This is a genomic window from Neorhizobium sp. CSC1952, assembly GCF_030378245.1.
Classification (GTDB): Bacteria; Pseudomonadota; Alphaproteobacteria; order Rhizobiales; family Rhizobiaceae; genus Neorhizobium; species Neorhizobium oryzae_A.
This window is the reverse complement of the sequence record NZ_CP128416.1, coordinates 1,185,204-1,199,860: the sequence shown is the minus strand read 5'-3', so window position 1 is coordinate 1,199,860 and position 14,657 is coordinate 1,185,204. Positions and strand designations below refer to the sequence as shown.

Here is a 14,657-nt window from a genome sequence, read left to right as displayed (position 1 = left end):
GTCTCGGGAGGAAACAACTTTGAAACGGCTGGCGGTGATAATCGTTGGTCAAGGTGCCGCAAAAGGGCTATAGCCTCCCCGCAGCCGGCGCCGGCAGGATAACATGGCCAGACACGACATCGATTTCTCCGAACTTCTCGACGTGGCCCGCCTCCGGGCCGAATGCAGGGCGATCGCCGGCGACCGGGATCGCCCGCAGCTCGAACTGCGCGCCGCGCTCCTTCCGGTCCTGCGCCGGGCAAGCGCCGAGGGCCGGGAGAAGGCCCGCGCGCTTCTTGGCCGGGACGGCAGCGGATTGAACTGCGCCCGCCGTCTTTCCTGGCTGCAGGACCAGATCATCACCGTCCTCTACGAGGTCATCGTCGAAAGCATCCATCCCGAAGGAGCCGATATCGCGGTCGCCGCCGTCGGCGGCTATGGCCGCGATACGCTGGCGCCGGGTTCGGATATCGACCTTCTCTTCCTGCTGCCGGAAAAGAATTCCGACGCGATGCGCAAGGCGGTCGAGTTCCTGCTCTATGTGCTGTGGGACATGGGCTTCAAGGTCGGCCACGCGACCCGCACCGTCGAGGAATGCATCCGCCTGTCGAAGACCGACATGACCATCCGCACGGCGATCCTCGAAAGCCGCTATATCTGCGGCCACGAGGCGCTGGTGACGGAGCTGGAGACCCGTTTCGACCGGGAGATCGTCGCCGATACCGGGCCGGAATTCATCGCCGCCAAGCTTGCCGAGCGCGACCAGCGCCATCAGAAGGCCGGCGACACGCGCTATCTCGTGGAGCCGAACGTCAAGGAGGGCAAGGGGGGCCTGCGCGACCTCCACACGCTCTTCTGGATCGCCAAATATTATTACCGCGTCCGCGACACGGCCGAGCTCGTCAATCTCGGCGTCCTGTCGCGCGAGGAGTCCCGCCTCTTCGAAAAGGCCGACGATTTCCTCTGGGCGGTGCGCTGCCACATGCATTTCCTGACCGGCAAGGCGGAGGAGCGGCTTTCCTTCGACATTCAGCGGGAGATCGCCGAAAGCCTCGGCTATCACACGCGCCCCGGCCTTTCGGCCGTCGAGCGCTTCATGAAGCACTATTTCCTCGTCGCCAAGGATGTCGGCGATCTCACCCGCATCCTCTGCGCGGCCCTTGAGGACGAGCAGGCCAAGGATGCGCCGGGCCTCACCAGACGCGTCATCTCCCGCTTCACCAAGCGCGTCCGCAAGATCCCCGGCACGGTGGATTTCGTCGAGGACCGCGGCCGCATCACGCTTGCCGATCCGAACGTCTTCAAGCGCGACCCGATCAACCTCATCCGCTTCTTCCATGTGGCCGATATCAACGGCCTGGAACTGCATCCGGATGCCCTGAAGCGCATGACCCGCTCGCTTTCGCTGATCGACAACGACGTGCGCGAGAACGAGGAGGCGAACCGGCTCTTCCTCTCCATGCTCACCTCGCGGCGCGATCCGGCGCTGATGCTGCGGCGCATGAACGAGGCGGGCGTGCTCGGCCGCTTCATCCCGGAATTCGGCAAGGTCGTGGCGATGATGCAGTTCAACATGTATCATCACTATACGGTCGACGAGCACCTGATCCGCTCCGTCGAGGCGCTGTCGGAGATCGACAACGGCAAGGCGGCCGACATCCATCCGCTTTCCAACAAGCTGATGCCGACGATCGAGGATCGCACGGTGCTCTATGTCGCGGTCCTGCTGCACGACATCGCCAAGGGCCGGCAGGAGGACCACTCGATCGCCGGCGCCCGCATCGCGCGCAAACTCTGCCCGCGCCTCGGCCTCAACGCCAAGCAGACCGAGCTGGTCGTCTGGCTGATCGAGGAACACCTGATCATGTCGATGACGGCCCAGACCCGCGACCTGCACGACCGCAAGACGATCACCGACTTCGCCGAGAAGGTGCAGTCGATGGACCGGCTGAAGCTGCTCCTGATCTTGACGATCTGCGATATCCGCGCCGTCGGCCCGGGCGTCTGGAACGGCTGGAAGGGCCAGCTTCTGCGCACGCTCTATTACGAAACCGAGCTGCTGCTCTCGGGAGGCTTTTCGGAACTGTCGCGGAAGGAGCGGGCCCGGCAGGCGGAGGAGGAACTTTTCGGCACGCTCTCCGACTGGAGCCAGAAGGACCGCCGCACCTATTCGAAGCTGCATTACCAGCCCTATCTTCTGTCGGTCTCGCTGGAGGACCAGGTCCGCCATGCGAAGTTCATCCGCGAGGCGGACAAGGCCGGCCAGGCGCTCGCCACCATGGTCCGGACGGACAGCTTCCACGCGATTACCGAGATCACGGTGCTGGCGCCCGACCACCCGCGCCTCCTGTCGATCATTGCCGGCGCCTGTGCGGCCGCCGGCGCCAACATCGCCGACGCGCAGATCTTCACCACCTCCGACGGCCGGGCGCTCGACACCATCCTCGTCAACCGCGAATTCGCCGTGGACGAGGACGAGCTGCGCCGCGGCGGCACGATCAGCCGCATGATCGAGGATGTGCTGTCGGGCAAGAAGCGGCTGCCGGAAGTGATTGCCACGCGCGCCAAATCCCGCAAGCGCAACAAGACCTTCACCATCCCGCCCTCGGTCATCATCTCGAACGGCCTGTCGAACAAGTTCACCGTCATCGAGGTGGAATGCCTCGACCGCACCGGCCTGCTCGCGGATATCACCGCCGTGCTCGCCGATCTCTCGCTCGACATCCATTCGGCGCGCATTACCACCTTCGGCGAGAAGGTCATCGACACCTTCTACGTCACCGATCTCGTCGGCCACAAGGTCGTGAACGAGAACCGCCAGGGCAACATCACGGCGCGGCTGAAGGCGGTCATGGCCGAACAGGAGGACGAGCTCCGAAGCGGCATGCCCTCCGGCATCATCGCCCCGGCCCCCGTCCCCGCCCCGGCTCCTGCCCCCTCGCGCAGGACCAAGGCCAGCGTGTGAGGCTCGTCCGATGATGAGCTTTGATGCAGGGCACGGTCGTATCACCCCCCTCTGCCCTGCCGGGCATCTCCCCCACAAGGAGGGAGATCACAAGCGGGCTGGCCTTCCTGCCTCGCTAGCCATTTTGCAAATAGAAACGTCGTCTGTTTCGGGAAGCCGGTGCGTCCATCCGATCTCCCCACCTGTGGGGGAGATGGCCGGCAGGCCAGAGGGGGGCCTCCTTGCCGAGACCGACATGACTTCACGCAACCCAGTGAGCCCCGCCCCATGAGCCCCGCCCCATGACCCTCGTCAAGAAATTCGCTACCGTCGGCGGGGCGACGCTCGGCAGCCGCATCTTCGGTTTCGCCCGCGAGACGCTGATGGCCGCCGCGCTCGGCACCGGACCGATGGCGGACGTCTTCTATGCCGCCTTCCGCTTTCCCAATCTCTTCCGCCGGCTGTTTGCCGAGGGCGCGTTCAACGCCGCCTTCGTGCCGCTCTTCTCGAAGGAGATCGAGGCGAACGGCGTCGAGGGCGCCAAGCGTTTTTCGGAGGAGGTCTTCGGCGTCTTGTTCTCCGCACTGCTGCTCATCACCATCGTCATGGAACTGATGATGCCCTGGCTGGTGGAATGGGTCATCGCGCCGGGTTTCGCCGACGATCCCGAAAAGACCTCCATCACCATCCGCATGGCGGCGGTGATGTTCCCCTATCTCATGTGCATGTCGCTGACGGCGATGATGAGCGGCATGCTGAACTCGCTGCACCATTTCTTCGCCGCGGCAATCGCGCCCGTCTTCCTGAACGTGGTGATGATCGGCGCGCTCTTCTACGGGCTCTGGATCGGCGCCGACCCGCTGACGATCGCCTGGTATCTTTCCTGGAGCGTGCTCGCGGCCGGCGTCCTGCAGCTTGCCGTGGTTTATGTCGGCGTGCGCCATGCGGGCATCAATATCGGCTTCCGCCGTCCGCGTCTGACGCCGAACGTCAAGCGCCTGCTGGTGCTCGCCGTTCCCGCCGCCGTCACCGGCGGCATCACCCAGATCAACCAGATCATCGGCCAGGCGATCGCGTCGGGCAAGGAAGGCGCGATCGCCGCACTCCAATATGCGGACCGCATCTACCAGCTTCCGCTCGGGGTCGTCGGCGTCGCGGTCGGCGTCGTCCTCCTGCCGGAGCTTGCGCGCGCGCTGAAGGCCGGCCATGTGAAGGAAGCCGCCAATACCCAGAACCGCTCGATCGAATTCGTGCTGTTCCTGACGCTGCCGGCCGCCGCCGGCCTCTGGATCCTGTCGGACGCGATCATCCGCGTGCTTTACGAGCGTGGCGCCTTCTCGGCGGAAAACACCTCGGTCGTCGCCTCGATCCTGGCGATCTACGGCATCGGCCTGCCCGGCTTCGTGCTGATCAAGGCGCTGCAGCCGGGCTTTTACGCCCGCGAGGACACCAGGACCCCGATGCGCTTCACCATGCTGTCCGTGGTCGTCAACACGGGCCTGGCGATCACGCTCTTCCCGCTGATCGCCGAGCGCGGCATCGCGACGGCCGAAGCCGCTGCCGGCTGGATCAACACGATCCTGCTTTTCTCGACGCTTCTGTGGCGCGGCGATCTCGTCTGGGAATGGGCGCTGGCGAAGCGCACCGCGCTGCTTCTTGCCGCGACGGGCATCATGTCGGCGGCGCTCGTCTATGCGCTCCCCTATGCCGCTCCGTGGCTGGCGCCGGAAGTATCGCTTCTTTATCAGGTCGCCGCACTCGGCTGCCTGCTCTCACTCGCGGTGGTCGTCTATTTCGCGTCCGCCTTCCTGATCGGCGGCGCCGATATGGGCATGATCCGCCGGAATCTGAAGCGCAAGCCGAAGGCGGCGCCGGAGACGACGGAGTAGCGCGTTCCTCAGGAACGGGCGCGGCGCTTGAGGTTGGCCAGGCCCTTCGCCTTGCCGCAATAGGCCCATGTGCGCTTCGGGCCGATGTCGACATGCACGATGCCGTTGCAGTAGCGACCGACGCCGCCGATGCCGGGCGCGCTCCGCGCGGCTGCGAGGATCCTCTGTTCGGGAACGCCGGGAACCCGGATGTCGGCAGCATAGCAGCGGCTGTGCTGCGACCGGCCGGAACGGGGCCGGTGGCCGGACGTCACCATCGGCTTGTGCCCGGTCTGCTTGGCGATGTGGGCGAGGATCGCGCCGAGCTTTTCCGGAAAGCAGCTTGTCCGGACGCTGACCCGTTGTACCGTGTAGAAAGCCGAGTAATCGTGCTTGAAGGACGTGCTGCGACGCTTCTGGCTCTGGCCCGCTTCGGCTTCGGCATTGACGTTGAGGCTGAGCGCCATGAGGCAGGACAGCGCGATGCGGAAAATCATGCGCATGGTATCCCCCGTGAAGAGACCGGCCTTCATGGCCGGTTAACCGTGATAACGGCCGGGTATTTCTTTTCTAAAAGAGGCGGGAATAAGGAGGCTTTTGCTCAAAAATGGGAATTTAGCCGCCTAAAAGGCTAATATCCGTTAATCTTTTCGGAGAGAGGCGGGTAGAATTTACTACTTGAGTCTCGAAGCCGCGCCGGAAGCGGTAGCGATTTTGCCCTGAGCGGTACACGCGGGAGCCGGAGCGGCCTGCGTTTGTACCCAACGCAATTGGACCGCCACACCCCCCTCTGTCCTGCCGGACATCTCCCCCTCAAGGGGGGAGATCACAAGCGGCATGGCCTTCCCATCAAGTCAATGGCTCGCCGACCTGCACCGCAGTTGTTTGAGGAAGCCCGCGCCCCCACCCGATCTCCCCCCTTGAGGGGGAGATGCCCGGCAGGGCAGAGGGGGGTACCACAAGGGAAATCAAAGCCTTGAAAAAAACCGCCAGAAAAAATCCCCTCCGTTCATCCCCGCCCTCCAAACCCGTGCCATCATTTCCCCGTTCCGTTTCGGCTACACCGGTTCAAGCATCGCCGGCGAGGCGGGACCGGTGCCCTGACGGTCTGCCGTTGATGCAGGCGGGCCATCAGGGGCTGCGCAGAAAATGGTCCCCCTCTCGCCTCAAGGCGGGGCGTGCGTGTGTCGCACACAACCCGGTTGGCACCCGCAAGGACGTAAGACCATACCGCCGCAGAGGGACCGGAGTTGCGCGGAAAAACTGACCGAACGGGACACGTCGCGTGTCACATATAAAAACTCAAATCGAGGCACACGACGTGTCCCGGCCGAAACAAGAATAATCGAGATCGCCAAGGGCGTAGTGTATCCATCGTCACGCCCGTCTTTCAAAAAGGGAGCTGTCTTTTCCGATCCTTACGGCAACACCCGGGATTTGATTGAGCATACGGTGCGTGAGCCCTTGATTGCGCCCCACCCGCCGTGCATAAGCCCGCCCGTTAGCTACATGGCCCGCGGGGCGCGATCGCCGGGAGACGCTCAAACCTCCCGGAATTGCGCAATCCAGGGCCTGGGGCCTTCCACCAGCCTGTTCGAGGACGATATGAATACGTTCAAACCGCTTGTCTTTTCCGGCGTTCAGCCGACCGGCAATCTCCATCTCGGCAATTATCTCGGCGCCATCCGCAAGTTCGTCGCGCTGCAGGAGAACAACGACTGCATCTATTGCGTCGTCGACCTGCATGCGATCACCGCCCAGCTCGTGCATGACGACCTGCGCGGCCAGATCCGCTCGATTGCCGCCGCCTTCATCGCTTCGGGCATCGATCCGAAGAAGCATATCGTCTTCAACCAGTCGGCCGTGCCGCAGCATGCGGAACTCGCCTGGGTCTTCAACTGCGTCGCCCGCATCGGCTGGATGAACCGCATGACCCAGTTCAAGGACAAGGCCGGCAAGGACCGCGAGAACGCCTCGCTCGGTCTGCTCGCCTATCCGAGCCTGATGGCGGCCGACATCCTCGTCTACCGCGCCACCCACGTGCCGGTCGGCGACGACCAGAAGCAGCACCTGGAGCTTGCCCGCGACATCGCCCAGAAGTTCAACATCGACTTCCAGGAAAAGATCAGGGCCACCGGCACCGGCGTCGACATGGTCGTCGGCGAGGAGAAGATCCACGGCTATTTCCCGCTGGTCGAGCCGCTGATCGAGGGGCCGGCGCCGCGCGTTATGTCGCTGCGCGACGGCACGAAGAAGATGTCGAAATCCGACCCGTCGGACCTTTCGCGCATCAACCTGATGGACGACGCGGACGAGATCGCCAGGAAGATCCGCAAGGCGAAGACCGATCCGGAAGGCCTGCCGGGCGAGGTCGAGGGCCTCCAGGGCCGGCCCGAAGCCGACAACCTCGTCGGCATCTATGCCGCGCTCGCCGACAGGACCAAGGCGGACGTGCTCGCCGAATTCGGCGGCCGGCAGTTCTCGGTCTTCAAGCCGGCGCTCGCCGATCTCGCCGTGCATGTCCTCTCGCCGATCAGCGCAGAGATGCGTCGCCTGATGGACGACACGAGCCATATCGACGCGATCCTCAGGGATGGCGGCGAACGTGCCCGCGCCCGCGCCGAAAAGGTGATGAACGACGTCTTCGATGTCGTCGGCTTCCTGCGCTGACCTCAGCCCGCTTTTCTTGGGCCGTCATCCTCGGGCTTGTCCCGGGGATCTGCCGCGCGTCAGTTATATCGAACCGACGCGGATGCTCGGAACAAGCCCGAGCATGACGGCTGGGCAGCGAACCACCGCAATATCTTCGTGGGTTTTCATTTTCTGCCGAACGCTCTAAATTCCGCATCACGACTGCTTCGGTCGAGTACGTGCTAGATAGGGGGCAGGCATGGTTTCGAAACGGCTTTCGCGGCTTGAGGGACACCGGCGCAAGTTCATGGCCGTCATCGATGCCACGCCGGAATGCGAGAAGGCGGTCCATTATGCCGGCCGCCGCGCCAAGAATTCCAACGGCGGCCTGGTGCTCCTGTTCGTGATCCCGGAAGGGGATTTCCAGCAATGGCTCGGCGTCGAGCAGATCATGCGCGCCGAGGCCCGCGAGGAGGCCGAAGCGGTGATGGCCAAGGCCGCGCAGAAGGTGCGCGAGACGATCGGCATCGATCCGGAAATCGTCATCCGCGAAGGCAGCGCCACCGAACAGATCAACCAGCTTGTCGAGGAAGACCGGGATATCGCGATCCTGGTCCTGGCGGCGGCCTCCGCCAAGGAAGGCCCCGGGCCGCTGGTCTCCGCCGTCGCCGGACGCGGCATGACTTTCCCCATCCCCGTCACCGTGCTCCCTGATACACTGACCGACGAGGAAATCGACGCCCTTTGCTAGCTTTCTCTTGACCCGGAAAGGGCAAAGGCGCACTTGAACGAAAAGCTGATAAGGCTTATCTTCTTTTGAAGAATTCTAAATTTGCAAGGCGCGCCTTGAACCCAGGCAAGCCCAGGAGAGACGAGATGTTCATTCAGACGGAAGCCACGCCCAACCCGGCGACGCTCAAGTTCCTGCCCGGCAAGGTGGTCATGGAGCGGGGAACCGCGGATTTCCGCAATGCCGGCGAGGCGGAAGCCTCTCCGCTCGCATCCCGCCTCTTTTCGGTCAGCGGCGTGAGCGGGGTCTATTTCGGCTACGATTTCATCACCGTCACCAAGGACGATGCCGAATGGCAGCACCTGAAGCCGGCGATCCTGGGTTCGATCATGGAACATTTCATGTCCGGCCAGCCGGTCATGGGCGGAGCCTCGACGCTTGCCGAGGACCTCGACCAGGACGGCGAGTTCTTCGACGAGGAGGATGAAACCCTCGTCGCGACGATCAAGGAACTGCTGGAGACCCGCGTCCGTCCCGCTGTCGCCCAGGATGGGGGCGACATCACCTTCAAGGGTTTCCGCGACGGCACGGTCTATCTGAACATGAAGGGCGCATGCTCCGGCTGCCCGTCTTCCACCGCCACGCTGAAGCACGGCGTGCAGAACCTGCTGCGCCATTTCGTCCCGGAAGTTCAGGCGGTCGAAGCGCTCTAAGGCCCGGCCGCCCCGTTTATGATCGTTTTGGCCATCGATACCGCCGGAGTGGATTGCTCCGCCGCGCTCTATGACAGTGCGGCGGGCAAAGTGCTTTCCGCGGTCACCGAAACGATCGGCAAGGGGCATGCCGAACGGCTGATGGCGGTGATCGACGAGGCGCTCGCCGCCGCCAATCTCCACCTCGCCGCCGTCGAACGGGTCGCCGTCGTCATCGGACCGGGTTCCTTCACCGGCATCCGCGTCGGCGTCGCCGCCGCCCGCGGACTGGCGCTTGCGCTCGGCGTCGGATCGGTGGGCGTGACCACGCTGGAGGTCCTGGCGCGCAGCCATCTTGCCGAACATCCCGGCCAGCCGGTGGTCGCCGCCATGGATGCGAAGCGCAGCGAAGTCTATGCCCAGGCCTTTGCCGCGGACGGCCTGCCTCTGAACGAACCCGCTGCACTATCCCCGGAAGAAGTATCGAAGCTCGTCGAATCCTTATCCGCAGCCCCGGTCGGTTCCTGGGCAGAGCACTCCCTTGGTAAGGGAGCGGCCGAGTTCGAGGGGCGGGACCGTTTCGATATCGCCTTGGTCGCGCGGATCGGTGTGGAAAAAGCCGAGGATGCAGGCCGGCCAAAACCGTTGTATCTTCGCGGACCCGATGCGAAACCGCAAACCGGATTCGCCCTTGCCCGTGCCCGTGCCCGTGAATGACCGATGCTCGACGATTACCTGAGTTGGAAGCCGTTTTTCGAAGTCGTGCCGATCGAGATTGCCGATTGCGCCGAAATATCCGAATTGCATGGCATGCGTTTCCCCCGCAGGTGGAGCGACGGCGAATTCCAGAACCTGCTTCTGCAGCATAGCGTCTTCGGCTTCGTCGCGCGCCAGACCAACGCTTTCTTTTCGAGGCCGCTCGGCGGTTTCGTGCTGTCCAGGGAAGCGGCCGGCGAGGCGGAGATCCTGACGGTCGCCGTCAACGAGAAATTCGGCCGCCAGGGGCTCGGCTGGCGCCTCATGCAGGCGGCCTTGCGGGAGGCTGCGGCACGCGGCGGCGAGAGCATGTTCCTCGAAGTCGAGGCGGAGAACCGGGCCGCGGTCCAGCTCTACCGCAAGCTCGGATTCGAAAAGGTCGGCGAGCGGCCGGCCTATTACACCGGCCCGGGCGGGACGCGATCCACGGCGCTTGTCATGAGCCGCGTTCTTCGCTAGTCCGTGTCTTGTACTGGAACGTTTCGAAGGCCAAAACGACATGACAGACCTTTCCAAAACCCTGGAGGAGCTGTGTGCGGAAAAGGGCATGCGAATGACGGACCAGCGCCGCGTGATCGCCCGCATCCTGCAGGACTCCGACGACCATCCGGATGTCGAGGAGCTCTACCGGCGTTCCTCGAAGGTCGATCCGCGCATCTCGATCTCCACCGTCTACCGAACGGTTAAACTGTTCGAGGACGAGGGAATCATCGAACGGCACGATTTCCGCGACGGCCGCTCCCGCTACGAGACGGTGCCGGAAGAACATCACGACCACATGATCGATCTCAATACCGGCAATGTCATCGAGTTCCGCTCGGCGGAGATCGAGGCGCTGCAGGAGCGTATCGCCCGCGAGCACGGCTTCCGTCTCGTCGGCCACCGGCTGGAGCTTTACGGCATCCCGCTGGATAAGGACGATAAGTGATCACCTGGGTTCGGATCGGCATCGTCGTCCTCGTCCTTCTCGCGGTCACGCTGATCATCCTGCCGTTCCAGCTGATCGGTCTTGCCTTCGATCTGAAGATCCGCCGCTATCTTCCGCGTTACTGGCACCGGACGGCCTGCTTCCTCCTCGGCATCCGCATCCATGTCCACGGAAGGATCGACCGCCGCCGGCCGCTGATGCTCGCTTCCAACCATGTCTCCTGGAAGGATATCCTGGTGCTCGGCGCGATCGCCGACGTCGTCTTCATCGCAAAGATGGAAGTGGCGGAATGGCCGATCTTCGGCACGCTCGCCAAGCTGCAGAAGAGCATTTTCGTCGTCCGCGAACAGAAGCGCCGCACCGGCGACCAGGTGAACGAGATTGCCGAACGCATGTCGGCGGGCGAGATCGTCGTGCTCTTCCCCGAGGGCACGACGTCCGACGGCAACCGGCTTCTCGAAGTGAAGTCCTCGCTTTTCGGCGCGGCGGCGGCCGCCGTCCCGCATACGAAGGAGGGCGTGGTCCACGTCCAGCCGGTGGCGATCGCCTATACCCGCGTCCACGGCATGGCCATGGGCCGCTATCACCGGCCGATCGCCGCCTGGCCGGGCGATATCGAGCTCGGCCCGCATCTGCTCGGCATCCTGAAGGAAGGCGCGATCGACGTGGACGTGGCGTTCGGCGAAACGGTCGATTTCCGCGCCGGCGACAACCGCAAGCATCTGAGCCAGGCCGTAACGAGCCGGATGCGCCGCATGCTGGTGAAGCACCTGCGCGGCAGGGATTATGAGACGCTTTAATCACTGAGGTCCGGCCGATCCGGCCCCCCTCTGCCCTGCCGGGCATCTCCCCCACGGGTGGGGAGATTGGATCGGCGCATCTCTTTCCTCAAACAACAATCGTTGCCAAGCAGCATGAGGTCCGCTTGGTGGGAAAGCCATGCCGCTTGTGATCTCCCCACCTGTGGGGGAGATGCCCGGCAGGGCAGAGGGGGGCCGGATCGGCACAACGTTTCCGCAAACCACATAAATCACGAAACGCTTCATTTCCCGGCTTTCTTGCGGTATGGAAGCGCCCATGAACGAACACGTCTCCTTTTCCGCCGCTGCCGCCTCTGGGGCCGAAGAGCCTGTCCGGGGCCTGAACGGCCGCCCCAACACGCGCAAGGTCTTCATCAAGACCTACGGCTGCCAGATGAACGTCTACGACTCGACCCGCATGAGCGATGCGCTGGCGGGCGATGGTTACGTCACGACGGAAGACATGGGCGAGGCGGACCTCATCCTCCTCAACACCTGCCATATCCGCGAGAAGGCGGCGGACAAGGTCTATTCGGCGCTCGGCCGCCTGCGCGAGATGAAGAAGGACCGTGCCGCCGAAGGCAAGGAACTGATGATCGGCGTCACCGGCTGCGTCGCCCAGGCGGAAGGGGAGGAAATCCTCCGCCGCTCTCCGGCCGTCGACGTGGTGATCGGACCGCAGACCTATCACCGCCTGCCGGAAGCGCTGAAGCGCGCCCGCGCCGGAACCCGCGTGGTCGATACGGAATATGCCGTCGAGGACAAGTTCGAGCACCTGCCGGCGACCGAAAAGGCGAAGATCCGCTCCCGCGGCGTCACGTCCTTCCTCACCGTCCAGGAAGGCTGCGACAAGTTCTGCACCTTCTGTGTGGTGCCTTACACTCGTGGCTCGGAAGTCTCCCGTCCCGTCCGCCAGATCATCGACGAGGCCGAGCGGCTGGTCGATGGCGGCGTGCGCGAGATCACGCTGCTCGGCCAGAACGTCAATGCCTGGCGATCGGCCGGCCCGGACGGCGGCGAATGGGGCCTCGGGGACCTTCTCTACCGGTTGGCGGAAATTCCGGGCCTCGCCCGGCTGCGCTACACGACCAGCCATCCGCGCGACATGGACGACAGGCTGATCGCGGCGCATCGCGACCTGCGTGCCCTGATGCCCTACCTGCATCTGCCGGTGCAGGCCGGGTCCGACCGCATCCTGAAAGCCATGAACCGCCGCCACACGGCCGCCGAATATCTCCGCCTCGTCGAGCGCATCCGGGCGGCCCGGCCGGACATCGCCATGTCGGGCGATTTCATCGTCGGCTTCCCGGGAGAGACCGACAGGGATTTCGAGGACACGCTCCGCATCGTCGAGGAAGTGAACTACGCGCAGGCCTTCTCCTTCAAATATTCCACCCGCCCCGGAACGCCGGGTGCGGAGCTTTCCGACCAGGTGCCGGAAGAGGTGAAGGCCGAGCGGCTCGAAAGATTGCAGGCGCTGCTCTTGAAACAGCAGGCGGAGTTCTCCAAATCCTGCATTGGGAAGGTCATCGAGCTGTTGCTGGAAAAGCCCGGCCGCATGCCGGGTCAGGTGATCGGGCGCTCGCCCTGGCTGCAGTCTGTGAATGTTGATGCAAAAGCATCGCAAATCGGTGACATTATCCAAGTACGAATCATCGGAACCGGCCCGAACAGCTTGTTTGCCGAACCGGCAGGAAGTTTAATAGGGGCCTAGACTTGCTGAGGAGCTAGCCTGCTTGAACGGACGTGAATTGGTTTCTTCATCTGCGCGCCAACCCCGATCCGCCGCGACCGACGCCAATCACTTCGTCCTGACGTTCGAGAACAACAGGTTCGCAAGCGAGCTCTTCGGTCAGTTCGATCAGAACCTGAAGCTGCTGGAAGAGCGGCTTCACATCGATGCGCGGCCGCGCGGCAATTCGGTCGCGATCTCCGGCGACGTGACGGCCACCAACCAGGCGCGCCGGGCGCTGGATTTCCTCTATGAGCGGCTTCAGAAAGGCGGTTCGGTCGAAACGTCCGACGTCGAAGGCGCGATCCGCATGGCCCAGGCGGCGGACGATCAGCTCACTCTCCCCACCCTGGAGCGCAAAGCAAAGCTTTCGATGGCGCAGATTTCCACCCGCAAGAAGACGATCGCGGCCCGCACGCCGACCCAGGATGCCTATATCCGCGCGCTGGAACGGTCCGAGCTGGTCTTCGGCGTCGGCCCGGCCGGTACCGGCAAGACCTATCTCGCCGTCGCCCATGCAGCCCAGCTCCTGGAGCGCGGCGCCGTCGACCGCATCATCCTGTCGCGTCCCGCCGTCGAAGCCGGCGAGCGGCTGGGCTTCCTGCCGGGCGACATGAAGGAGAAGGTCGATCCCTATCTGAGGCCGCTCTATGACGCTCTCTACGACATGATCCCGGGCGACAAGGTGGAGCGGGCGATCACCGCCGGCGTCATCGAGATCGCGCCGCTCGCCTTCATGCGCGGCCGGACGCTCGCGAATGCCGCCGTCATCCTCGACGAGGCGCAGAACACCACGTCGATGCAGATGAAGATGTTCCTGACCCGTCTCGGCGAGAATGCGCGGATGATCGTCACCGGCGATCCGAGCCAGGTGGACCTGCCGCGCGGCGTCAAGTCCGGCCTGGTCGAGGCGCTGCAGGTCCTGAAGGGCGTCGAGGGCATTTCGGTGGTCCGCTTCAAGGACACGGACGTCGTGCGCCACCCGCTGGTCGGCCGCATCGTCCAGGCCTATGACGCGCAATATGCCGTCCATGAGGAAAGCGAGGACCCCGACCGCTGAAGGCCGGGACCGAAGCTCATGTCCAAACTCGACATACAGATCACCGTGGAAAACGAGGGCTGGCCCGATGAGGCCGACCTTCTTCTGCTGAGCGAAAGGACGTTGGGCACGGCGGCGGACCTTTTGGCGGACGAGGAAGGACAGCCCTTCCCGCAGACGGCCTCGGAACTGTCGCTGGTCTTCACCGACGATGCCTCGATCCAGGAGATCAACGCCGAATGGCGCGGCAAGGACAAGCCGACCAACGTGCTCTCCTTTCCCGCCTTTCCGCTCGAACCGGGCAAGATGCCGGGCCCTATGCTCGGCGATATCGTTGTCGCCCGCGAGACCGTCGAGCGCGAGGCGGTTGATCTCGACAAGAGTTTCGAGGATCATCTGACCCATCTGCTCGTCCACGGTTTCCTGCATTTGTTCGGCTACGACCACATGGAAACCGGCGAGGCGGAAAAAATGGAAGCGCTGGAGACTCGCATTTTGGCGATACTCGGCCTATCTGACCCCTATGCGGGACAGGACCCGATAGTATAGTATTGGAAC

The 14,657-nt window shown here is 63.8% G+C and carries 13 protein-coding genes; 12 read left to right on the top strand and 1 reads right to left on the bottom strand.

Going from position 1 to position 14,657, the window contains the following annotated elements; all coding sequences use genetic code 11:
- The first annotated feature begins 103 nt into the window (after nt 1–103).
- Both QTA58_RS06160 and murJ read left to right on the top strand, forming a co-directional pair.
- Nucleotides 104–2,944 (top strand): [protein-PII] uridylyltransferase, encoded by a 2,841-nt coding sequence (locus tag QTA58_RS06160; RefSeq protein ID WP_289672102.1) that lies wholly within the window; start codon nt 104–106, stop codon nt 2,942–2,944.
- A gap of 281 nt (nt 2,945–3,225) precedes the next feature.
- Entirely contained in the window at nt 3,226–4,812 is a 1,587-nt protein-coding gene (gene murJ / locus QTA58_RS06155) for a murein biosynthesis integral membrane protein MurJ (protein ID WP_289672101.1), read from the top strand.
- Between the two features lie 8 nt (nt 4,813–4,820).
- Here murJ and QTA58_RS06150 read toward each other — a convergent pair whose 3' ends face one another.
- Nucleotides 4,821–5,294, bottom strand: coding sequence for a DUF882 domain-containing protein (locus tag QTA58_RS06150; protein WP_085423345.1), 474 nt, complete (start codon nt 5,292–5,294; stop codon nt 4,821–4,823).
- Between the two features lie 1,102 nt (nt 5,295–6,396).
- On the opposite strand from QTA58_RS06150, the gene trpS reads away from it, so the two are divergent.
- The 10 genes from trpS to ybeY all read left to right on the top strand — a co-directional run bounded on the left by trpS (nt 6,397) and on the right by ybeY (nt 14,648).
- Nucleotides 6,397–7,461 (top strand): tryptophan--tRNA ligase, encoded by a 1,065-nt coding sequence (trpS, locus tag QTA58_RS06145; RefSeq protein WP_085422127.1) that lies wholly within the window; start codon nt 6,397–6,399, stop codon nt 7,459–7,461.
- 220 nt (nt 7,462–7,681) lie between these two features.
- Nucleotides 7,682–8,173: a universal stress protein gene (locus QTA58_RS06140; protein ID WP_085422128.1), complete on the top strand. Its 492-nt coding sequence runs from the start codon at nt 7,682–7,684 to the stop codon at nt 8,171–8,173.
- A 125-nt stretch (nt 8,174–8,298) separates the two neighbouring features.
- The gene (locus QTA58_RS06135) at nt 8,299–8,865 is read left to right on the top strand and encodes a NifU family protein (RefSeq protein ID WP_085422129.1); all 567 of its coding nucleotides are present in this window, start codon (nt 8,299–8,301) and stop codon (nt 8,863–8,865) included.
- 18 nt (nt 8,866–8,883) lie between these two features.
- Complete coding sequence (gene tsaB, locus QTA58_RS06130; protein WP_289672100.1) at nt 8,884–9,561, top strand: tRNA (adenosine(37)-N6)-threonylcarbamoyltransferase complex dimerization subunit type 1 TsaB; 678 nt, start codon at nt 8,884–8,886, stop codon at nt 9,559–9,561.
- Nucleotides 9,562–9,564: 3 nt separating this feature from the next.
- Nucleotides 9,565–10,059 carry an N-acetyltransferase gene (locus tag QTA58_RS06125; RefSeq protein WP_289672099.1) on the top strand — a complete coding sequence of 165 codons (495 nt, stop codon included), beginning with the start codon at nt 9,565–9,567 and terminating at the stop codon, nt 10,057–10,059.
- Nucleotides 10,060–10,099: 40 nt separating this feature from the next.
- Nucleotides 10,100–10,528, top strand: coding sequence for a Fur family transcriptional regulator (locus QTA58_RS06120; RefSeq protein ID WP_007756061.1), 429 nt, complete (start codon nt 10,100–10,102; stop codon nt 10,526–10,528).
- A complete protein-coding gene (locus QTA58_RS06115; protein WP_289672098.1) occupies nt 10,525–11,328 on the top strand; it encodes a lysophospholipid acyltransferase family protein in 804 nt (267 codons plus the stop codon). Before QTA58_RS06120 ends, QTA58_RS06115 begins: the two co-directional genes overlap by 4 nt.
- A gap of 277 nt (nt 11,329–11,605) precedes the next feature.
- Complete coding sequence (gene miaB, locus QTA58_RS06110) at nt 11,606–13,042, top strand: tRNA (N6-isopentenyl adenosine(37)-C2)-methylthiotransferase MiaB (protein WP_289672097.1); 1,437 nt, start codon at nt 11,606–11,608, stop codon at nt 13,040–13,042.
- A gap of 22 nt (nt 13,043–13,064) precedes the next feature.
- Nucleotides 13,065–14,120, top strand: a complete 1,056-nt coding sequence (locus tag QTA58_RS06105) for a PhoH family protein (RefSeq protein WP_289672096.1) — start codon at nt 13,065–13,067, stop codon at nt 14,118–14,120.
- Between the two features lie 18 nt (nt 14,121–14,138).
- Nucleotides 14,139–14,648 (top strand): rRNA maturation RNase YbeY, encoded by a 510-nt coding sequence (gene ybeY / locus QTA58_RS06100; protein ID WP_289672095.1) that lies wholly within the window; start codon nt 14,139–14,141, stop codon nt 14,646–14,648.
- Nucleotides 14,649–14,657: the final 9 nt, after the last annotated feature.

What these genes read in the sequence shown, in the direction of transcription:
- QTA58_RS06160 (WP_289672102.1), top strand. Translation starts at nt 104, where the DNA reads ATGGCCAGACACGACATCGATTTCTCCGAACTTCTCGACGTGGCCCGC.
- murJ (WP_289672101.1), top strand. Translation starts at nt 3,226, where the DNA reads ATGACCCTCGTCAAGAAATTCGCTACCGTCGGCGGGGCGACGCTCGGC.
- QTA58_RS06150 (WP_085423345.1), bottom strand. Translation starts at nt 5,294, where the DNA reads ATGCGCATGATTTTCCGCATCGCGCTGTCCTGCCTCATGGCGCTCAGC.
- trpS (WP_085422127.1), top strand. Translation starts at nt 6,397, where the DNA reads ATGAATACGTTCAAACCGCTTGTCTTTTCCGGCGTTCAGCCGACCGGC.
- QTA58_RS06140 (WP_085422128.1), top strand. Translation starts at nt 7,682, where the DNA reads ATGGTTTCGAAACGGCTTTCGCGGCTTGAGGGACACCGGCGCAAGTTC.
- QTA58_RS06135 (WP_085422129.1), top strand. Translation starts at nt 8,299, where the DNA reads ATGTTCATTCAGACGGAAGCCACGCCCAACCCGGCGACGCTCAAGTTC.
- tsaB (WP_289672100.1), top strand. Translation starts at nt 8,884, where the DNA reads ATGATCGTTTTGGCCATCGATACCGCCGGAGTGGATTGCTCCGCCGCG.
- QTA58_RS06125 (WP_289672099.1), top strand. Translation starts at nt 9,565, where the DNA reads ATGCTCGACGATTACCTGAGTTGGAAGCCGTTTTTCGAAGTCGTGCCG.
- QTA58_RS06120 (WP_007756061.1), top strand. Translation starts at nt 10,100, where the DNA reads ATGACAGACCTTTCCAAAACCCTGGAGGAGCTGTGTGCGGAAAAGGGC.
- miaB (WP_289672097.1), top strand. Translation starts at nt 11,606, where the DNA reads ATGAACGAACACGTCTCCTTTTCCGCCGCTGCCGCCTCTGGGGCCGAA.
- ybeY (WP_289672095.1), top strand. Translation starts at nt 14,139, where the DNA reads ATGTCCAAACTCGACATACAGATCACCGTGGAAAACGAGGGCTGGCCC.